General features: G+C 40.5%; 19 protein-coding genes and 1 riboswitch. Of the genes, 9 read left to right on the top strand and 10 right to left on the bottom strand.

Annotation, left to right across the window (positions count from 1 at the left end):
- Positions 1 to 354: 354 nt before the first annotated feature.
- Both AC0VZ9_RS08565 and AC0VZ9_RS08560 read left to right on the top strand, forming a co-directional pair.
- Positions 355 to 1,230, top strand: coding sequence for a metal-dependent hydrolase (locus AC0VZ9_RS08565; RefSeq protein WP_192908381.1), 876 nt, complete (start codon positions 355 to 357; stop codon positions 1,228 to 1,230).
- 188 nt (positions 1,231 to 1,418) lie between these two features.
- The gene (locus AC0VZ9_RS08560) at positions 1,419 to 2,636 is read left to right on the top strand and encodes a NupC/NupG family nucleoside CNT transporter (protein ID WP_009331096.1); all 1,218 of its coding nucleotides are present in this window, start codon (positions 1,419 to 1,421) and stop codon (positions 2,634 to 2,636) included.
- A gap of 48 nt (positions 2,637 to 2,684) precedes the next feature.
- Here the strand turns inward: AC0VZ9_RS08560 and treC are convergent, their stop codons facing one another.
- The 5 genes from treC to AC0VZ9_RS08535 all read right to left on the bottom strand — a co-directional run bounded on the left by treC (position 2,685) and on the right by AC0VZ9_RS08535 (position 8,869).
- Positions 2,685 to 4,370: an alpha,alpha-phosphotrehalase gene (gene treC, locus AC0VZ9_RS08555; RefSeq protein ID WP_475397259.1), complete on the bottom strand. Its 1,686-nt coding sequence runs from the start codon at positions 4,368 to 4,370 to the stop codon at positions 2,685 to 2,687.
- A 39-nt stretch (positions 4,371 to 4,409) separates the two neighbouring features.
- A complete protein-coding gene (locus AC0VZ9_RS08550) occupies positions 4,410 to 6,086 on the bottom strand; it encodes a glycoside hydrolase family 13 protein (RefSeq protein WP_475397258.1) in 1,677 nt (558 codons plus the stop codon).
- An 88-nt stretch (positions 6,087 to 6,174) separates the two neighbouring features.
- Positions 6,175 to 7,581: a PTS system trehalose-specific EIIBC component gene (treP, locus tag AC0VZ9_RS08545; RefSeq protein WP_071160482.1), complete on the bottom strand. Its 1,407-nt coding sequence runs from the start codon at positions 7,579 to 7,581 to the stop codon at positions 6,175 to 6,177.
- A 283-nt stretch (positions 7,582 to 7,864) separates the two neighbouring features.
- A complete protein-coding gene (locus AC0VZ9_RS08540; RefSeq protein WP_009331100.1) occupies positions 7,865 to 8,038 on the bottom strand; it encodes a twin-arginine translocase TatA/TatE family subunit in 174 nt (57 codons plus the stop codon).
- 117 nt (positions 8,039 to 8,155) lie between these two features.
- On the bottom strand, positions 8,156 to 8,869 hold the full coding sequence (locus tag AC0VZ9_RS08535; protein ID WP_009331101.1) for an NAD-dependent deacylase: 714 nt from the start codon (positions 8,867 to 8,869) through the stop codon (positions 8,156 to 8,158).
- A gap of 146 nt (positions 8,870 to 9,015) precedes the next feature.
- Between AC0VZ9_RS08535 and AC0VZ9_RS08530 the strand changes: the two genes are divergently transcribed.
- The 7 genes from AC0VZ9_RS08530 to AC0VZ9_RS08500 all read left to right on the top strand — a co-directional run bounded on the left by AC0VZ9_RS08530 (position 9,016) and on the right by AC0VZ9_RS08500 (position 14,199).
- The gene (locus AC0VZ9_RS08530) at positions 9,016 to 9,432 is read left to right on the top strand and encodes a YkvA family protein (protein ID WP_475397257.1); all 417 of its coding nucleotides are present in this window, start codon (positions 9,016 to 9,018) and stop codon (positions 9,430 to 9,432) included.
- Positions 9,433 to 9,505: 73 nt separating this feature from the next.
- Positions 9,506 to 9,614, top strand: a riboswitch (TPP riboswitch).
- Positions 9,615 to 9,722: 108 nt separating this feature from the next.
- Positions 9,723 to 10,727 carry an ABC transporter substrate-binding protein gene (locus AC0VZ9_RS08525; RefSeq protein WP_475397256.1) on the top strand — a complete coding sequence of 335 codons (1,005 nt, stop codon included), beginning with the start codon at positions 9,723 to 9,725 and terminating at the stop codon, positions 10,725 to 10,727.
- 13 nt (positions 10,728 to 10,740) lie between these two features.
- On the top strand, positions 10,741 to 11,034 hold the full coding sequence (locus AC0VZ9_RS08520; protein WP_342026041.1) for a thiamine-binding protein: 294 nt from the start codon (positions 10,741 to 10,743) through the stop codon (positions 11,032 to 11,034).
- A complete protein-coding gene (locus AC0VZ9_RS08515) occupies positions 11,031 to 11,798 on the top strand; it encodes an ABC transporter permease (RefSeq protein WP_009331105.1) in 768 nt (255 codons plus the stop codon). Before AC0VZ9_RS08520 ends, AC0VZ9_RS08515 begins: the two co-directional genes overlap by 4 nt.
- Positions 11,795 to 12,529, top strand: a complete 735-nt coding sequence (locus tag AC0VZ9_RS08510) for an ABC transporter ATP-binding protein (RefSeq protein ID WP_475397255.1) — start codon at positions 11,795 to 11,797, stop codon at positions 12,527 to 12,529. The genes AC0VZ9_RS08515 and AC0VZ9_RS08510 overlap by 4 nt, the downstream gene beginning before the upstream one ends.
- Before the next feature lie 11 nt (positions 12,530 to 12,540).
- The gene (locus AC0VZ9_RS08505) at positions 12,541 to 13,308 is read left to right on the top strand and encodes a TatD family hydrolase (RefSeq protein ID WP_009331107.1); all 768 of its coding nucleotides are present in this window, start codon (positions 12,541 to 12,543) and stop codon (positions 13,306 to 13,308) included.
- A 147-nt stretch (positions 13,309 to 13,455) separates the two neighbouring features.
- A complete protein-coding gene (locus tag AC0VZ9_RS08500; protein WP_009331108.1) occupies positions 13,456 to 14,199 on the top strand; it encodes a hypothetical protein in 744 nt (247 codons plus the stop codon).
- A 100-nt stretch (positions 14,200 to 14,299) separates the two neighbouring features.
- Here AC0VZ9_RS08500 and AC0VZ9_RS08495 read toward each other — a convergent pair whose 3' ends face one another.
- The 5 genes from AC0VZ9_RS08495 to AC0VZ9_RS08475 form a co-directional block, all read right to left on the bottom strand.
- Entirely contained in the window at positions 14,300 to 15,169 is an 870-nt protein-coding gene (locus AC0VZ9_RS08495) for a carbohydrate ABC transporter permease (protein WP_071159559.1), read from the bottom strand.
- The gene (locus AC0VZ9_RS08490; RefSeq protein ID WP_286676840.1) at positions 15,166 to 16,152 is read right to left on the bottom strand and encodes a carbohydrate ABC transporter permease; all 987 of its coding nucleotides are present in this window, start codon (positions 16,150 to 16,152) and stop codon (positions 15,166 to 15,168) included. The genes AC0VZ9_RS08495 and AC0VZ9_RS08490 overlap by 4 nt, the downstream gene beginning before the upstream one ends.
- Positions 16,153 to 16,203: 51 nt before the next feature.
- Entirely contained in the window at positions 16,204 to 17,499 is a 1,296-nt protein-coding gene (locus AC0VZ9_RS08485; protein WP_019381593.1) for an ABC transporter substrate-binding protein, read from the bottom strand.
- Positions 17,500 to 17,716: 217 nt separating this feature from the next.
- Positions 17,717 to 18,325, bottom strand: coding sequence for a hypothetical protein (locus tag AC0VZ9_RS08480; RefSeq protein WP_019381591.1), 609 nt, complete (start codon positions 18,323 to 18,325; stop codon positions 17,717 to 17,719).
- A complete protein-coding gene (locus AC0VZ9_RS08475) occupies positions 18,300 to 18,836 on the bottom strand; it encodes an RNA polymerase sigma factor (protein ID WP_019381590.1) in 537 nt (178 codons plus the stop codon). Before AC0VZ9_RS08475 ends, AC0VZ9_RS08480 begins: the two co-directional genes overlap by 26 nt.
- Between the last annotated feature and the right edge of the window lie 588 nt (positions 18,837 to 19,424).

The following is a 19,424-nucleotide window of genomic DNA, read 5'->3' as shown; positions in this document are numbered from 1 at the left end:
CTAAACTGCCCGTATAGGCCCGAATGAAGCACAAAGACTAAGAATGCCACGTCCTCCCAAAAAGCTGCCGCTTTCGGTCGTGCGATGTATCGCTCTGTAGCTTTCCTTATCCTGTGGCAACGTCTTTGTGACCCACATCGTGCGGGCCTCAACTTACAATCAGCGGGGGATGAACCCCCACAGATTGAAGTTTCACTTTATCAAGCAATCAATGTGACACTTAATTATTGCAATACCTTCAATTTTATCGCTCCGAAGTAAAGTTTGCAACGCATTTTAAGATTGCATATTTCTTTTTATAAATCTTTTTCAGGCTTATAATAGTGAAACAAAATATAAAAAAGGAGGTTGCAAATGGACACAATTACTCATACTTTATTCGGCTTGGGCCTTTACGGTGCAGTTAATAAACGAGATATGGATAAGAACACCAAGAGAGCGTACTTGCTTACCGCCGTGGGGGCAAGCCAAATTCCGGATATTGATGTCATCTCCCGCTTATGGGATACAGAAGGACTTTATCAGATGTGGCACAGAGGCATTACCCATTCAGTTTTTCTTACTCCGGTTTGGGCTCTGCTGTTTTTTCTGCTATCCTTCCTGCTCTTCAAAGTTAAGGATAAGAAGCTTTTCCTGCTGGGTTGGCTTGCAGTTTTCATACATAATACAAGTGATTTATTCAATGCGTGGGGAACGGGATACTTGGAGCCATTTTCAAATATGAGGATTACCTTTGGCACGATTCCTATTGTTGATTTAGTGATTTGGTTCATCATGGGAACTGCTTTTATTTACTCTAGAAGAAACAAACTGAAATCACCTTACTACTTTAGAATGGCATGGGCCTTTTTGCTGGTGCATGTTATCATCCAAAGTACTCAGGGATTTATTATTTATAAGCAGTATGATGATCAATATGATCAAGTTGCCCTCTCGGCAGCTTTTATTCCATGGACCTTTTCAGTTATAACCAAAAAAGACGATGAAGTAATCATCTTTAATGATAACCTTTTTAAGAAAGAGGAAACTCAATATGTGCTTCAATCCAGAGAAACTGCTGATTTAGATAAATTGTTTTCTCAGCGTCCTGAAGCTAGAACCCTTTATGAATGGTCCCCATTTGTCGTTCTTGTTGATGATGATGAAAGGCTTGGCCTCTATGATCCCCGATTTTACAGAAACGGTCAGTCTTTTCTGTTTGAATATATCGAGAAAAATACAGAAAGATGAGCATCTTGCTCATCTTTTTTATTTTCACCATGTATGCTGCATGCATAGATTTTTTCATTAATTTATTCCTTTTGCACATAATACAACTATTGAGCTTTACAAGCAGTTTCATTAGGGAATAGGAGTACTGTCAGAATCCTCCCTTGAGCTTCCTTTAAGGGAAAATTACATAGTTAAGAGGTGTTAATATGAATTTTATTTGGGGAATATTCGGTATCATTGTCGTTTTAGGATTAGCTTTCCTGCTCTCAAGCAACAGAAGGGCCATTAGTTTAAGAACTGTTGCGGGTGGGCTTGCCATTCAGCTGATTTTCGCCTTTCTCGTTCTAAAGTGGGAAGGCGGCAGAAAAGGTTTAGAATGGCTAACAATGAAGGTAAACGATATTATCAATTACGCTAATCAGGGAATTAATTTTTTATTTGGCGGCCTTTTTACAGATGAATCGGGTATCACCTTCGTTTTCGCACTTCAGGTCCTGCCTGTGGTAATCTTTTTTTCATCATTGATTTCTGTCCTCTATTATTTAAGGATTATGCAGTTTTTCATAAAAATCCTTGGCGGGGGGCTGTCAAAGCTACTCGGAACCAGAAAAGCAGAGTCCATGTCGGCAGCAGCAAATATATTCGTAGGGCAAACAGAGGCTCCGCTTGTTGTCCGTCCTTATATTGCCAATATGACAAAATCTGAGTTATTTGCGGTAATGACCGGCGGCCTTGCTTCTGTGGCAGGATCTGTTTTAATCGGATATTCCCTTTTGGGTGTGCCTCTAGAATATCTCTTGGCTGCAAGCTTTATGGCTGCACCGGCGGGTTTAATACTGGCCAAAGTCATGCTTCCTGAAACAGAGGATAAAGAAGAGCCTAAAGAATTCGATATGGAAGTGGATAGCGACTCTGCCAATGTCATTGATGCAGCCGCAAAAGGTGCAAGTGTCGGGCTGGAACTGGCTTTGAATATCGGAGCGATGCTTCTTGCCTTTATTGCTCTGGTTGCATTAATTAACGGTCTCCTTGGATGGGTTGGAGGATTATTCGGCTTCGAGGGATTAACGCTCGAAATCATTCTGGGTTATGTTTTCTCGCCTCTTGCATTTGCAATAGGCGTTCCATGGTCAGAAGCTGTGCAGGCCGGAAATTATATTGGCCAGAAGTTAATTTTGAATGAATTCGTTGCTTATTCTGCTTTTGCACCGGATATTCCAAATTTATCTGATAAAACGGTCGCAATCGTCAGCTTTGCCCTTTGCGGATTTGCCAATATTTCTTCATTGGGCATTCTGCTTGGAGGGCTTGGCGGACTGGCACCTAACCGCAGGCAGGACATTGCGCGGCTTGGCCTGAAGGCAGTTGCAGCAGGTGCCCTGGCTTCTATGTTAAGTGCTGCCATAGCTGGAATGCTTTTTTAAAAATCATGTGAAAAATCCTCCCGCTGTTTACGGGAGGATTTTTTGATCTTATTTCTTTAAATAATAGATAACGGATTCATACGGCCTTAATTTAATGGTCTGTGCTGCCGGAGGTGACTGATTGTAATTGGACAGTAAGATCTCATCTTTATATTCGTCTGCCTGAAGGTGTTCAGGAATGATAAATGATGTTTCTTCCCCATAGAAATTATTCACGACCAGCAGCTTTTCATTATTGCCATTTCGAACATAAGCAAATACCTTAGGATGCTCCTCAGAAATCAGTTCATAGTCTCCGTACGTGATAATATCATATTGCTTGCGAAGCTGGATCAGCTTCTTATAATGATAAAAAATAGAATCTCCGTCCTTCAATGCTTTTTCGGCATTTATTTCCATATAATTTGTTGCAACATTTATCCATGGCGTTCCATCGGAGAAACCGGCATTTTCAGAACTATCCCACTGCACCGGGGTCCGGGAATTGTCGCGAGACTTGCTTTTGAGAATATTTATGATTTCTTCTTCACTCATTCCCTTTTCCCTAAGGATATTATAAACGTTCAGTGATTCTACATCTCTGTAGTCTCCAATGTTTTCAAATCCTGGGTTTGTCATGCCAAACTCTTCACCCTGATAAATATAAGGGGTTCCCTGCATCATATGAATGACTGTCGCCAGCATTTTAGCAGATTCACGATGATACTTCCTGTCATCACCATATCTTGACACAATTCGGGGCTGATCATGATTGCACCAGAATAAAGCATTCCAGCCTCCTCCCTTGTGCATCTCAGTCTGCCACCTTGATAAAATCTGCTTTAACGCTCTAAAGTCAAATTCAGCGATTGCCCATTTCTCTCCATTTGGGTAATCCACTTTCAAATGATGAAAGTTGAAAGTCATGCTCAGCTCTTCCCTCTCAGGATTGGAATACTTTATACAATGTTCAATGGAAGTGGAGGACATTTCGCCAACAGTCATACTATCGTATTTTGAAAATACATTTTCATTCATTTCATGCATAAATTCGTGTACACGAGGTCCGTCTGTATAGAATTTTCTGCCGTCTCCCGGAGGCACAGATCCGTCATCATCGGGAAACTCCTGGTCTTTAGAAATCAGATTGATTACATCAAGTCTGAAGCCATCTACACCTTTTTCAAACCAGAATTCCATCATGTCATACACTTTTCGGCGAAGCTCTTCATTTTCCCAATTTAGATCCGCCTGCGTGACATCAAAAAGATGGAGATAGTATTGGCCGGTTGCTTCATCATATTTCCATGCATTTCCACCGAATTTTGATTCCCAGTTTGTCGGTTCGCTTCCATCGTCCTTAGGGTCTTTCCAAATATAAAAATCACGGTATGGATTGTCTTTTGATTTTTTTGCTTCCTGGAACCATTGATGTTCTGTGGAAGTATGGTTTACTACAATATCCATAATGATTTTAATGTCCCGGCTATGTGCCTCTTCAAGAAGCTTTTCAAAGTCAGCTAGAGTTCCGTATTCTTCGTGAATGCTGAAATAGTCACTAATATCATATCCGTTGTCGCGCTGCGGAGATTTATAAATTGGTGTCAGCCAGACGACGTCCACACCTAAATCTTTTAAATAATCAAACTTGGCAATAATTCCAGGAATGTCTCCAACCCCATTTCCTGTCGTATCGTTAAAGCTTTTTGGATAAATTTGATATACTACTGATTTTTTCCACCATGGTTGTTTCATTAGAATCACACCTGTTTTAGTTTTTTAGAAATTGGGTTTTTAGCTGTTAAAAAGAAGGACCTGAGCTTCATAGGGACGCAGCTTAATTGTTCTGTTAATTTGTATATCTTTATAATTCCCAATCAGTGCCTCAAATTTCTTTTCCTGGATGTATGCAGGGGGTTCTACTTCAGGGTTTCCTCCATAGAAGTTGCACAAGACAAGAAGGATCTGATTGCCCAATGTTCTTGTATAAGCGTACACTTCAGGATGTTGATCAAGTATTAGGTTATACCTGCCGTAAACAATAATTTCATTTTTCTTTCTAAGTTCAATAAGCTTTTTATAGTAATGAAAAACAGAATCAGGGTCTTTCATGGCCTTTTCCACATTAATGTCTTTATAGTTAGGGTTTACTTTTATCCAGGGGGTTCCATCCGAAAAACCTCCGTGCTCGGAAGAATCCCATTGCATCGGCGTCCGGGCGTTGTCACGCCCTTTTGCGTATATGCTTTCAAGGGCCTTATCCTCTGTCCAGCCATCGTTAAGTGCTTCTTTATAAAAATTAAGTGTTTCTATATCCCTGTACTCTTCAACGCTTGAGAAACGGACATTCGTCATTCCAATTTCTTCGCCCTGATAAACATAAGGAGTTCCCTTCATCATATGAAGCAATGTTGCGAGCATCTTAGCCGACTTTTCCCTATACTCTCCGTCATTGCCGAATCTTGAAACAGAGCGGGGCTGGTCGTGATTATTAAAGTAAAGGCTGTTCCAGCCAGCTTTATCCAGCTCATTTTGCCATTTTGTCAGGTTTAGTTTTAAGTCACACAGATCAAGGGGTTTAAGATCCCATTTGCCGTTTGGCCCGTTGTCCAGGCTAACATGTTCAAATTGGAAGACCATATTTAACTCATTTCGTGATTCCCCTGTATATTGCCTGGCCCAATCAGGAGTCACACCGGGCATTTCGCCAACAGTCATAACATTAAACTTCGCTAACGCCTTTTCATTCATCTCCCGCAGGTATTCATGAATTCTGGGGCCGTTTCGATAATACTTGCTTCCAGAAGCATATTTCTTTCCAGGCTTTGGTTCATCATCAGGAAGTCCCTCTACTTTGGAAATAAAGTTGACCACATCCATTCTGAATCCATCAATGCCTTTTTCCAGCCACCAAGTCATCATGTCGTATATTTCATTTCTTAGTTTCGGATTATCCCAATTTAAATCTGGCTGTTTCTTTGAAAACAGATGCAAATAATATTCTCCTGTTTTATCATCAAGTTTCCAGGCGGATCCCCCGAAATTGCTTCCCCAGTTATTCGGCTCTTTTCCATTCCTTCCTTCGCGCCATATATAATAATCCCTGAATGGATTGTCTTTGGATTTCCTGGACTCTGCAAACCAGATATGTTCGTCTGAACTATGGTTCACCACCAGATCCATAATGAGTTTAATCTCTCTCTTATGCATCTCTCCGAGAAGTTCTTCCCAATCTTCCATTGTTCCAAACTCACTCATAATATCCTGATAATCGCTTATATCATAGCCATTATCATCATTTGGCGATTTATATACTGGAGAAAGCCAGACCACATCAATCCCTAGCTCTTTCAAATAATCCAGCCTGGAGATGATACCCTGCAAATCTCCTATTCCATCTCCATTGCTATCCATGAAGCTCCGCGGGTATATCTGGTAAACTACACTTTCTTTCCACCATTGCTTCTTCATATGGCGACCTCCGATTTTTAACATTTGTGTGCATGCCCCAAGAAATGGCGATACCATGGAATCATAGAACCCCATGGCATCAATCTTTCTATTCTGCTTTTTTAAATTTAGAGAAGGCTAAGGTCAATACAAACGGTACGACAAGTGCAATACCCATTCCGATAAAGAAAGAACCCCAATTTTCCGCAAAGATAGAGAAGAATGCCGGCAAGCCTCCTACACCTATCGACGGTGCCTTAACTCCATTAATAGTGATGAAGATTCCTGCAATTGCTGACCCAATAATCGCTGCAAAGAACGGGTACTTAAAGCGAAGATTTACGCCAAACATTGCCGGTTCCGTTACGCCCAGCCACGCTGATACTGAAGAAGTTAGCGCAAGCCCTTTCAGTTTTTCGTTCCCTTTGCTTAACAGCATCATGGCAAAAGCGGCGGAACCCTGAGCTATATTAGACAATGCAACCATCGGCCATAAAAACGTGCCGCCAATGCTGCCGATTAACTGCAGATCAACTGCCAGGAACGTATGATGCATACCAGTGATAACGAGAGGGGCATATAATCCACCGTAAATCAAGCCTCCAAGGGCTGGAACAGCATCAAAGATTCCGACAACCCCATTTGTAATCCAGCTGCCGATCATGAATGTGATCGGTCCAATAGCAATAAAAGAAAGAAACCCAGTGATCAGTAAAGCGATCGGCGCGACAGTTAGAAGCTGAAAAGCATCAGGGATTCTTTTTCTCAGAAATACTTCTATCTTAGCCAATACGTATGAAGCAAATAATACAGGCAATACCTGCCCCTGATAACCTACCTTTTCTATTTCTAACCCGAATAAGTTCCACTTCGGAACTTCTTCAGCAGAACCATAGCCCCATGCATTTAAAAGATCCGGATGCACTAGCATTAAACCTAGCACAATACCAAGAAGAGGACTTCCGCCAAACCGGTTTACAGCACTCCATCCAATCAAACCGGGAAGGAATACGAAAGCAGTATTGGCAATCAGGTTAATGATGCCAGCCAGATCAGCCCAGTTAGTATAAACTTCAACAAAAGACTTATCATCAAAGAAAATATCCGGTGCTGTCATAATATTGTTTATCCCCATCAGCAAACCGGCTGTTACGATAGCTGGAAGGATTGGAATAAAAATATCTGCGAGTGTTTTAATGCCGCGCTGCAATGGATTTAAGTTCTCAGCAGCAGCACTTTTTGTTTCTTCTTTTGATGATTCGCCTATTCCAGTTGCTTCTGTCATTTCTTTATACACTTTATCAACAAGGCCTTGTCCAATGACAACCTGGAATTGTCCATTTGTGGAAAAGGAACCTTTCACTACATCTATATTTTCGAGTTTTTCTTTATTGACCTTCCCCTCATCTTTTAAGGCAAAACGCAGACGTGTAACACAATGAGTAGCCGCTGCGATATTATCCTTGCCCCCGATAGCTTCTACAATTTGCTCTGCTGACTCTTTATTCGTAGCCATTCTTCGCTCTCCTCCTGTTACCGTTTTCATATTATAGAAAAAAACAGTTATAAGGTTTTTATTTATTGTTCTCGCCATTTACAACTCTATCCAATTTAGCAAACCAACTTGTATATACATGAACTGTTTACGCTTTCATTTTATCTTGTATATACATGTTAGTCAACCATTTTTTCATTTCTCTCTTTTCTATACCCATTCACTCGCTTCGAAAGCCAGAAAATAAAAAACCGGCTTCGAGACTAATTTGTCTGCAAAGCCGGTTCTACACCACTTGAATAGGTTATTTCCTTTTATCATTGTCATCATCTTTTGTGAGTTCACGGGTAGATTTCTTAAATTCTTTTAATGTCTCCCCGAACGCTCTTCCTATTTCAGGAAGTTTCTTAGGTCCAAAAATAATCAGAGCCAAAACCAGGATTAGAATTAAACCTGGAATACCGATGTTTGATAACATGCTGAACACTCCTTATATATCATATCGCTTGAGGCAGTAGTAATCATGTTCATTGTCCATTATAGTTGATTGATAAAAAAAATCATAGCATGAGTGCTATGATTTCATGTTTTTTGACTATTTGAAGGCTCTATCAAGTTCATCCAGCACTTCACCAATTTTGCGGTCATGAATTACTTTATCAGCATAAATATCGAAATCCGTAGGTTCCATATTAATAATCACAAGTTTTGCTCCTTTTTGTTTGGCTATCAGCGGAAACTGATTTGCAGGTGTTACAGTCAAGGATGATCCCAGAACAATAAAAAGTTCTGCTTTTTCTGTTTCATCTGCTGCGAAATCTAAGGCCTCCTCAGGGAGCATTTCCCCAAACAGAACCACTGAAGGACGGAGCACACCCCCGCAACGGCATTGGAATTGACCATGCAAATACCCCTCGCTCGGGAACTCTTTTTTACATTTCTGGCAATGGAGTGTCTGCAGATTTCCATGGAGCTCTGATATTTTTTCACTTCCCGCGAGTCCATGAAATCCATCCACGTTCTGGGTAATAATGCTCTTAATAATACCTCTCTTTTCCCAATCTGCAAGAATATAGTGCCCTTGATGGGGATTACACTCCTTAAGCCCGATTACCCTGTGCCGATAAAATTCTATAAATTCGTTCACATTTTCATTCAATGCTTTTGTACTGGCTATTTTCCCAGGATCTTTCCCATTCCATAATCCATTATTGGCAGACCTGAAATCAGGCAGTCCGCTTTCTGTCGACATTCCTGCTCCAGTCAATATTACTGTATAATTTGATTCTTTCAGCCATTTCTCAAGCATAGATATCAGCTCCCAATAAGGTTTTGTCACAGGTTAAATTTGATTTCCATTTATTTCTCCCAATGAAATGTTTATGTCATGTCAGGTATGCGGTAAATACTAGATTATAACTGTTTATGCGAATTATCAATATAGGAGTGATAGCTATGCCTGAAATAGAAACCAAAGTTTATAAGGACGGCTATAAAAAATTTTCATCCAGGGCTAAACGTTATGCGGACGATCCTGAAAAAACAAAAGGACTTTTAAGAAAGGCTACACTTAAAGCAGATAAAAACCAATCTTCATTAAGTGATATATGGGAAAAGTTTCAGCTTCTGATCGATTTAGTAAAGTCATGGTCTAAAGGCGATTACCGGCATATTATTTCAAAAAAATCGATTATCTTTATTATTGCTTCCATACTATACTTTGTTTCCCCAATAGACCTTGTTCCTGACTTTTTAATAGGAATGGGAATCTTAGATGATGTAGCAGTCCTTGGTTTTGCCGTTAGCCAAATTACAGGTGAACTTGAAAAATTCAGAATTTGGAAAGAGAGCAGGACGATTGGAATGAAATAATTATTTTCTGTGCATTTTAATATTATTTGCTATAATAATGATGGAAAGTATTTATGCTGTCAAAATTAAATAGCAAGAAATGTAGGGGAACCGGTATGCCGGTTGAGACTTCATCATTAAGATGCTGACCCTTTGAACCTGATCTGGCTCATACCAGCGTAGGGAACATATTCTTAAACATACTAAATGTTTTTTATATGCGCCCTGGTTTATACCGGGGCGTTTTTATTTTACAGGGCAGACTATCATTAACTTTCCTTATTACATAACGTTTTTTAGGAGGAGTACTTATGAAAAAGTGGATTGCCGCTATCTGTTCGCTGCTGCTTCTTTCAGGCTGTGCCGGCAATGGACCGGATAATCAGACTGGAAGCGAAGATTCAGACAGCAAACAAGATTTGAAAAAAGTTACTGTTGTACTGGATTGGACACCTAATACCAATCATACCGGCTTATATGCCGCAAAGGACAAAGGATATTTTAAAGAAGAAGGGCTCGATGTAGAAATTATAATGCCAGGTGAAGCAGGTGCAGATCAATTGACTGCATCAGGCAAGGCTGATTTTGGTGTCAGCTATCAGGAAAGCATCACGGAAGCACGTGTACAGGGCGTTCCCCTTGTATCGATAGCAGCTGTTATTCAGCATAATACTTCCGGTTTTGCATCCCCTGCCGAAAAAAACATTAAATCGCCGAAAGACTTTGAAGGAAAAACTTATGGCGGCTGGGGGGCACCTGTAGAAAAATCGGTAATAGACTCCCTAATGAAGAAGGAAAACGCTAATATTGATAAGGTCTCAATTGTTAATATGGGGGATGCTGACTTTTTTACAGCTGTTAAAAGAGATATAGACTTCGCATGGATTTATTATGGATGGACAGGTGTAGAAGCAGAACTTCGGGGGGAAAAGATTAATATGGTCTACCTTACCGACTACTCAGAAAAACTGGATTACTACACGCCCGTTCTCGCAACCAGCGAAAAAATGATTGCAGATGATCCGGATACTGTCAAAGCATTTGTAAAAGCAGCAGCAAGGGGATATGAATTTGCAATCGATCAACCTGGCGAAGCAGCAGATTTTTTGTTAAAGAATGCTCCGGATCTGGACAGCGAATTGGTCAAAAAAAGCCAGGAATGGCTATCCCCCCGCTATCAGGATGATGCTTCAAGATGGGGTGAACAAAAGCTTGAAGTCTGGGAAAACTATGCAGACTGGATGCATGAAAATGGTCTTTTAGATAAAGAATTAGATGCAGGCAAAGCATTTACTAATGACTTCCTGCCGGAATAAGGAGAGTTCAAATATGGCAAACGCACTTGTAAGCATTCAGATCATACCGAAAACAAAAGATGGGGAAAATGTTATACCTTACGTTGATGAAGCAATTAGTGTCATTCAGCAATCCGGTGTTAAGTACGAAGTGCATCCCCTCGAAACAACGATGGAAGGCGATTTAGACCATTTATTGAAAATCATAGCTGATATGAACAGAAAAATGATTGAAAGAGGAAGCAGCAATGTAATCTCACAGGTAAAGGTTCTATATCAGCCGGACGGTATTGAAATGATTGATTTAACGGAGAAATATCGTCCATGATAAATTTGTTCAGAAAAGGATGGAGGCCGGCTGCGGTTCTCCTTCTTTTATTCATTGCTTGGGAAATGGCAGTAAATCTGGCAGAAGTCCCTGCATGGCTCCTGCCTCCGCCAACAGAAATCGTTCTGGAAGCGATTTCGGGCTGGGAGGGCTTCAGCCACCACCTTCAATCGACAGTCATGCTTTCCCTATTGGGATTTGCCATTGGCACCGTCATAGGTTTAATCACAGCCGTTATACTGCACTTATTGCCTTTTATAAGGGAGTCGGTTTACCCTCTCCTCATACTTTCACAAAATGTGCCTATAATTGTTCTGGCTCCTTTGCTGGTTGTTTGGTTTGGTTTCGGGATACTTCCAAAGCTGATTGTCATCACGCTGGTTTGCTTCTTCCCCATTACTGTTGCTGCATTGGACGGCTTTCGCCAGACACCCGGAGAACTTAGGCATTATATGCTGATGGCAGGGGCCAGCAAAGGACAGCTGTTTTGGAAGCTGGAGCTTCCCTATTCCCTTCCCTCTCTATTTTCAGGGCTAAAAATCTCCGCAACCTATAGTGTGATGGGTGCTGTAATATCCGAATGGCTCGGAGCTAAAGAAGGAATAGGTGTTTATATGACTCTGGCATCTTCTTCATTTCGGACAGACCGTGTTTTTGTTGCCATTTTTGCGATTATGCTGTTAAGCTTGCTGTTTTTTGGAGGAATTTTACTGGCTGAACGTTTGCTGATTAAATGGAAGTCACGGGAGAGTGCCAGGAAATGATACAATTATCCGTTAATCATTTAACCAAAAGTTTTGATACTAATCAGGTTTTAGACAATTTGAGTTTTCATGTAAATGAAGGGGAATTTGTTTCGATTTTAGGTCCTTCAGGGAGCGGAAAGAGCACCATTTTCAACCTGATTGGCGGGATGCTTCTGCCGGACGAAGGCTCCATAACGCTTGGGAATGTGAAAATCAACGGCAAACGCGGTTCAATAAGCTATATGCCTCAGACACCTTCCCTGATACCCTGGAGAACCATTCTTCAAAACGTTCTGCTTGGACAGGAGCTAATGGGTAAAACCGATTCGGAAGCGGCCAGAAAGATGCTTCAAAAAGCTGGTCTCGGCGGCTATGAAAATGCATACCCCCATGAATTGTCAGGGGGAATGAAGCAAAGGGCTGCCTTTATCCGGGCATTATTAAGCCCACAGCCTATCATTTTGCTGGATGAACCTTTTTCAGCTTTAGATGAGCTTACCCGCCACGATATGCAAAAGTGGCTTCTCGATATTTGGAATGAGCATAAGCCGACAATTCTGTTTGTAACCCACAATATCGAAGAAGCCATTTACCTCTCTGATCGAATTTTAGTACTGAGCAGCAAGCCTGCTAAAGTAATTAAAGAATATAAGGTACCCTTTAACAGGCCAAGAATGGAGGAACTTTATCTCAATGAAAATTTCCTTGCCTGCAAAAGAAGCATCCATCATGCGCTGAAAAATCATTAGGAGGCAACAGCATGGATAAGTATATTGATGCCCATATTCATCTTGATAAGTACAGCAATATTGAATTAGAGAAAATGTTTCATGAGTTGCCGTTTCAGCTTTCACTTGTTACAGTTTCAAGCGATTTAGCATCCTGCAAAAGAAATCTTGCTCTTGCAGAAATTTATTCCTTTGTTAAACCTGCCTTCGGTTTTCACCCTGAACAGGTTCTGCCCAGTGATCATGAAATTTCAGAGCTTTTCAGCTGGATAAAGATTCACATAGAACAAATGGCTGCTGTTGGCGAGGTTGGCCTTCCATACTATTTAAGGTCTGAAGGGAGAAAGCAGCTTGGGGGATATATTGAACTTCTCGAAGAATTCATTAAGCTCGCTAAAAAGTGGGATAAGCCCATTGCCCTCCATGCAATTTATGATGATGCACCGATTGTGTGCAATTTATTGGAAAAGCATTCGATTAAAAAAGCTCATTTTCACTGGTTTAAAGGTGACAGCGCAGCGGCAAGCAGGCTGATTGCCAATGGCTATTACATCTCCTTTACTCCAGATATCGTGTACGAAAAAGAAATACAGGACCTTGTACGGGATTACCCGCTGGATAAATTGATGGCAGAAACGGATGGTCCATGGGAATTCGAAGGCCCTTTTAAAAACAAGCCTACCCATCCAGCCATGATGGCCCATTCCATCAGTGCCCTTGCTGAACTAAAAGAATTAGCTTTCAGCAGCGCTCTTAAGAAGCTGTATGATAATACAAAAAGCTTCTATAATATTGATTAATCAGCCTTATAGTCTTTTGCCATAAGGCTGTTTTTTTTTATTCAGATTAGATAAAAAATACTAGATAAATATAATCATTTCGCACCATTCCTAATTTTGGAAATATAGGTTAATCTTATATTGGACAATACGTTTAGGAGGTATGTAATGAAAAGGTATATTTTCTTGTTATTGACTATTTTACTAGTCTTCTCAGGCAATGTTTCTGCAGAAACCAAAAGCCGTTCTGCTGATTTGACTGAGAAAGATTTCATGAAAGCCGTATTAAAGGCTGATGAGTTTAAGGAATTTAAATCCTCCATTTTAAAAGATGCAGCCGCCAAGCCAAGAGCTCTTGTTGATGAAAAAGGAAAACAATATGGCTGGACAGTTCAATATGAAATAGAATACAAAGAAAAAAATGTTTTCTTAGATAGTAAAGCCCTCGTAAATTTCTCGTCACTTCTATCATTTTCTTATGAGTCCGACGGAAAAGGATTAAAAGTCCGGCTCGTCGATTACAGCAGGTTAATTGAGGATCAGGCTTTTTATGTAAAAGACCTGAAGTCAAATGAAGAAACCAAAATAGATATATCGAAAGACAGCATCTTTACTGATTATTTGACAGAGGTAGAAAGGAAGAAAACGCATTTGATTGAAGAAGCAGCAGTAAGCAATGCTGTCTCTTCCGATAAAATCACTGCAGCAGCCGAGTTATGCTACTACTGTACAAAATATGAATGGCGCGGCGGATACCCTTGCTCATCCGCAAATACTGAGCCTGAAGTTTCAGTGTCTTCCCAGCTAAAAGAAAGCGGACTAAATCCAGATTCGGTAATCATTGACTGTTATGTACCCCGCCATAAAGTATGTGTTAGCGGGGAATGGAGAACATATTGCCCTATTCAATAAGAAAAGCGGAGCGCTTATGCTTATCATCGACATTCATAAGCCGATGACGCCTGAGCTGGACAGTTATAAAACCGGCTAAGCAGATGCTTAGCCGGTTTTATTATCCCTTAGTACCTGATGCGATATTTGATCCTTCTATAAAGTGCTTCTGGAAGAAGAAGAATAGCAGTACAACTGGCAGGAGGACCATGACTGACATGGCCATCAGGTAATGCCATTGTGTCTGAACTGTTCCCTTGAAGGTCTGAAGCCCGATTTGCAGTGTGTACAGACTTTCATCATTTATATACAATAATGGTCCGAGAAGATCATTCCATGCCCCATTAAACGAAAAAATGGCCACTGTAATAAGAGCCGGCTTCGTCAGAGGCAGCATAATATGCCACCAGATCTGCAGATGATTCGCACCGTCAAGCACTGCCGCCTCTATTAGTTCATTAGGAATGGACATCATAAACTGGCGCAATAGGAAGATGAAAAAGGCACTCCCCAAAAATGCTGGAACAATCAGCGGCAGGTACGTATTTACCCAGCCAAGCTTCGAAAATAAAATGTATTGAGGCACCATCGTGACAAACCCTGGGATCAGCATGGTTGATAACACAACTATAAACAAAGCATTTCTTCCTTTAAAACGGATTTTCGCAAACGCATATGCAACGAGTGAATTGACAAGAACACTTCCAGCCATTCCACAGAGGGCAATAAATAACGTATTCATTGCCCAGCGGGTAAACGGCGCTGTTTTCCATGCTTCAACATAATTGGAAAAATGGAATTCCTTTGGCACAAAGGTAGGCGGATATTGCGCAATCTCAGCAGGAGATTTCAATGATGTCGAAATCATCCACCACAGGGGAGATAATACCAGTACACTTCCCGCTAATAAAACGATAAAAATAATCGTCTGCTTTAAATTATCTTTGAATTTTTTTGTCTCATAAAACTTCGGTGCTGCGGCAGTTCTCATTTATTATCTCCCCCCTCATAATGGACCCATTTTTTGCCGAGTTTCATATTAATGATTGTCAGTACCATTACGACAATAAACAGCAGCCAGGCCATTGCAGATGCATAGCCCATGTCAAACACTTCAAACGCGTTATTCCACATATGCAGATTGTAGAATAGGAGTGAATTTCCTGGTCCTCCGCTTCCGTTTTCTGTCATGACATATGCTTCTTGAAAGATCTGGAAGGCACCAATGGTACTAGTCAGCACATCGAAGAAAATGATTGGTGAAATCATTGGCAGGGTGATATAAAAGAATTTCTGCATAACACCTGCCCCATCAAGATCCGCTGCTTCATACAGTGAAGCTGAAACTCCCTGCAGACTTGCAAGGTAAAGCAGCATTCCGCCTCCGACACTCCACATTTTCATCAAAAGCAAAGCTGGTTTCGTCCATTCAGGATCAAACAGCCAGGCTGGCCCTTCAATCCCAATCCATGCAAGGAACGTATTTACCAATCCTGTCGAAGGACTTAGCAGCTGCATCCACAAAAAGTAAACCGCAACACCCGAGAGGATAGCAGGCAGATAATAAAGTGTGCGGAAGAATTTCATGCCCCTTACTTTCTGATTTAAAAGAACCGACAGAAAAATCGCCCCTGCAGTAGTCAGCGGGACAGAAAATAAAACGTAATAAAGGGTATTCCATAAAGACGTTTTAAAAAGATCATCGATTGTAAACATGCGTTTAAAATTATCAAGGCCGATAAAATTCATCCTTGAAGTAATATTATAATCTGTAAAACTGGCAAATAAGGAAAATAAAAGCGGACCAAGTGTCAGTCCAAGGAAACCAATTATCCACGGGCTGATGAATAGATATCCAAAGATATTTTCTCTTGTTTGGCGGGACATCCGTCTGCGTGATGTCTTTTCTTTTTTTTCCGCAAGACCCGCTCCCCGGCGAGCAATCGTTGTATCATATGATTTCAACCCATACACCTTCTTTTATTTATTTTTAAAGAGAGAAGGAGGCCCCTTCTCTCTTTTGTTCTATTTTCTCTTTAGTTTTTCAACATCTTTCTCTGCTTTTGCCAGCGCTTTTTCTGGCTTCGTTTTTCCTAGCAGCACACTGTCTATATGCGGATTGATGCGGTTTTGGTAATCAGGATACTTTACTGGAACCGGAAACAATTGCGTTTGATCCAGGTTTTTCACCGAAGCTTCATATACGTACTTATCATCGCCCTTTAGTTCATTAACAACTGCTTCTGCAGCTTCTTTGTTTGCGACATTATCATAGTTTTTCATAGCCCAGTATTTTTGTGCCTCCGGGCCAGTTAAATACTTGATAAATTTCATAGCTTCCTCAGGATGTTTGGCTCCTTTCGGTATTTCAGCTACGAAACCGCCGCCATCGCTCCAATTCCCCGAACCTTTTTCAAATGCAGGAATTGGAGCTACACCAAAGTTCATATCCTCTCCGTAGTCACGAATCTGTGTGTAAAACGTGCCGATATCAACCCACATTGCCACTTTGCCTGCTATGAATGGATTTGACTGCTCACTGCCAAATTCAGCTTCAAAAGATTGAACTGTCTTCTCACCAAGACGCTCTTTCCATCCCAGCAGCCATTGAAGCGCTTCCTGCTTTTTAGGTGTATTGATATAAAGTTCTCCATCTTGAATGAATCCTTTTCCGCCGTCAGCGCTTGTCATCCAGCTGGCCGCACCAATGCTGCCCCATAGCGGATAAAAGCCAACTCTCTCATATCGGTCTCCATCCTTTATATCAAGCTTTGCGGCGTACTCCTCCAGTTCCGCCCATGTTGCTGGCGGCTTTTCCGGATCAAGTCCAGCTTCTTTAAAAGCATCTTTATTGTAAAATAGCAATCTTGTATCTGTATTGAATGGAACTGCATAAGGTTTGTCCCCGTACATTACCGTTTCCCATAAATGAGGATAAAATTGATTTTTGAAGGATTCATCGATATACTTGCTCAGATCTTCTGATTGGGCGTTTTCAGCTCGCTGGGCGACTGAATTAATATCGTTTATAATAACATCAGCCGGGTTTCCCGCTGCGACGGATGCCAGGTTCTTTGTCCAAATATCTCCCCAGGGCAAATATGTATGCTTTACAAAAACCTCATCCTGTGAATTGTTAAAATCCTCTATGATTTTTTCTATGATCGGACGCCTCGTTTCCGAACCCCAGAAGCTCCAAAAATCAACAATTACTTTTCCATCCTTCGTTTTTTCTGCCTGAACACTTTCCTCACCAGAACAGCCTGCCAAGGTGCCAATAAGCAGGATGGCGGAAATGATAAAGATTAATCCCTTTTTCATGATGCTCCCCCTAAATCATATTTAATCTTCAGCTTTAAGCTTGTGCCTAACCCCTGCGCAAAGGAAAAATACTGGCCAGCAAATAAATTAATTAACAACTAAGATAGTACTACCCTGATATTTGGGGATAAAACATTATTTTGAAAAAATTCTCGTAATATGTAAATTTTCAGGGCTTTACGCCTAATAAAAAAAGACCCCTAAAAAGGAGTCTGAATTAAGGAGTTTTTTGAATACTGTGTGCAATGGCTTCCAAATACTCAATGAATATGGCACCTTCTTCAGAGGGAACTGCATACATTATCTCACTGTCCATTGACTTGAAATATACTTCACCACGCTCGTTCCAGACTTTCACCTTTACAGATTCTTTGCCTTTCATAATAAATTGGATATCATATAATGGTTTGGAGTCGATGACGGCCTCTGCAGGCATTGCCGAATTTATGGCAGTTCTTGCCGTGCTTTCCCACTTTTCATCTTTTACAGTCGCGGTTTCAGCAGAATACGTTCCATCAGCAGAGAAGGAATTCTCAGTTTCTGATAGAGCAATAGCTGTTTGACTGATAAAACTATCTCCAAGTATATCTGCACTGCTGCTGCCCCCTGTCGTTGATTCCTCAGAAAAAATAATGAAAGCGAACATAATACAAGCAGCCATTACTGCGGCAGCAGATAAAAATTTAGGAAAAATATTTTTCTTTCTTTTTGGCCTATCCTCTATACCACTCCATATTTTTTGCAGGCTATCCTGTTTTTGCTTTTGCGATCGCGGAATACGGTCTAATTCACGAAAAGAATTATCGAATCCGAATGAGCTCTTCATGGATTTCCCCCCTTTTCTGCAATTCTTTTTTTAGTGCTGCGAGTGCCCTGGAAGTGGTGATTTTAACTTTGTTTTCGTTCCAATTCAAGATTTCGGCCGTTTCTTTGATTGAAAACTCCTTTATTTTTCTCAAAATCAGCACTTCTTGATAGCTTAATTTCAAATGTCGGATTGCTTCATATAAGAGTGTAACTTTTTCACCCTTAATCATAATCTCGGTTGGAGTCTCTTCATCTGATTGGAGCTGGAATTTTTCAATTGAGAAAAATTTGAATCTGTTTTTTTTACGCAGATAATCAATGGCTACATTTCTTGATATTCGGACCAGCCATGTAAAGATCTGGGATTCCCCATTAAATTGGCTCATGTATTTATAAGCTTTAATAAAGGTGTCCTGTGTCAGATCTTCGGCGACTTCCTTATCATTCACGAGAAGAAATATGTATCCATAAATTCGATCGCTGTATTCGCTGTATATATCTTCAAAAGCTTCTGCCGATATTCTCTCCATTTTGGCGCCCCCTCGCGTATTATTAGACGAATGAAAAATAGAAAAGAAACACTATTCCAATATTTATGTAAAATAATCAAATCAAATTTCATGCAGGTCAAAATACAAATTCTGTTCATTTATCCTATTTTTCCTAAATGCTCTGATTCCTTTGTATTAATTAAGACGAATTCCGAAGAAAGAGTCCTTTTCACTGTAACCATTCTTCCAGCCAGAATTCATAAGTAATACAAAGAAAGTTACACTTCAAAATACCCATTTTCATATAATTTACTTGCTATTTTCCTATTGGATTGACGAAAGGCATCTTTTAAAGTTCCCCCTCTTTTTATTCATTTTATCATTCTGGAAAAATACTGCCTCCCTCCTTTTTCTTATTTTTTCCAAAAATTATTATTATTCCAATATTTCTGGGTAAAAATGATTCCTTTCATCTAGATATAACCAGGTTAAGTTGATTCTTTAAGACTGTAACCTTATGAATGCTCTAAAACCTTCTAGCTATTTTATTCATTCCCCAGCAATAAACCTCATTTTTCGACAATCTCCAGCTGATTATTCAGCTAAAGTTCTTGTTAGCGGAAGGGT

The sequence above is a fragment of the Cytobacillus sp. QJM3NY_8 genome (assembly GCF_056173585.1).
Note: the sequence above shows the minus strand (reverse complement) of the source record. Positions and strands in the feature narration are given on the sequence as shown.

What these genes read in the sequence shown, in the direction of transcription:
- AC0VZ9_RS08530 (WP_475397257.1), top strand. Translation starts at nt 9,016, where the DNA reads ATGCCTGAAATAGAAACCAAAGTTTATAAGGACGGCTATAAAAAATTT.
- AC0VZ9_RS08510 (WP_475397255.1), top strand. Translation starts at nt 11,795, where the DNA reads ATGATACAATTATCCGTTAATCATTTAACCAAAAGTTTTGATACTAAT.
- AC0VZ9_RS08480 (WP_019381591.1), bottom strand. Translation starts at nt 18,325, where the DNA reads ATGAAGAGCTCATTCGGATTCGATAATTCTTTTCGTGAATTAGACCGT.
- AC0VZ9_RS08535 (WP_009331101.1), bottom strand. Translation starts at nt 8,869, where the DNA reads ATGCTTGAGAAATGGCTGAAAGAATCAAATTATACAGTAATATTGACT.
- AC0VZ9_RS08475 (WP_019381590.1), bottom strand. Translation starts at nt 18,836, where the DNA reads ATGGAGAGAATATCGGCAGAAGCTTTTGAAGATATATACAGCGAATAC.
- AC0VZ9_RS08495 (WP_071159559.1), bottom strand. Translation starts at nt 15,169, where the DNA reads ATGAGAACTGCCGCAGCACCGAAGTTTTATGAGACAAAAAAATTCAAA.
- AC0VZ9_RS08500 (WP_009331108.1), top strand. Translation starts at nt 13,456, where the DNA reads ATGAAAAGGTATATTTTCTTGTTATTGACTATTTTACTAGTCTTCTCA.
- AC0VZ9_RS08560 (WP_009331096.1), top strand. Translation starts at nt 1,419, where the DNA reads ATGAATTTTATTTGGGGAATATTCGGTATCATTGTCGTTTTAGGATTA.
- AC0VZ9_RS08485 (WP_019381593.1), bottom strand. Translation starts at nt 17,499, where the DNA reads ATGAAAAAGGGATTAATCTTTATCATTTCCGCCATCCTGCTTATTGGC.
- treC (WP_475397259.1), bottom strand. Translation starts at nt 4,370, where the DNA reads ATGAAACAACCATGGTGGAAAAAATCAGTAGTATATCAAATTTATCCA.
- treP (WP_071160482.1), bottom strand. Translation starts at nt 7,581, where the DNA reads ATGGCTACGAATAAAGAGTCAGCAGAGCAAATTGTAGAAGCTATCGGG.
- AC0VZ9_RS08520 (WP_342026041.1), top strand. Translation starts at nt 10,741, where the DNA reads ATGGCAAACGCACTTGTAAGCATTCAGATCATACCGAAAACAAAAGAT.
- AC0VZ9_RS08565 (WP_192908381.1), top strand. Translation starts at nt 355, where the DNA reads ATGGACACAATTACTCATACTTTATTCGGCTTGGGCCTTTACGGTGCA.
- AC0VZ9_RS08505 (WP_009331107.1), top strand. Translation starts at nt 12,541, where the DNA reads ATGGATAAGTATATTGATGCCCATATTCATCTTGATAAGTACAGCAAT.
- AC0VZ9_RS08515 (WP_009331105.1), top strand. Translation starts at nt 11,031, where the DNA reads ATGATAAATTTGTTCAGAAAAGGATGGAGGCCGGCTGCGGTTCTCCTT.
- AC0VZ9_RS08525 (WP_475397256.1), top strand. Translation starts at nt 9,723, where the DNA reads ATGAAAAAGTGGATTGCCGCTATCTGTTCGCTGCTGCTTCTTTCAGGC.
- AC0VZ9_RS08540 (WP_009331100.1), bottom strand. Translation starts at nt 8,038, where the DNA reads ATGTTATCAAACATCGGTATTCCAGGTTTAATTCTAATCCTGGTTTTG.
- AC0VZ9_RS08550 (WP_475397258.1), bottom strand. Translation starts at nt 6,086, where the DNA reads ATGAAGAAGCAATGGTGGAAAGAAAGTGTAGTTTACCAGATATACCCG.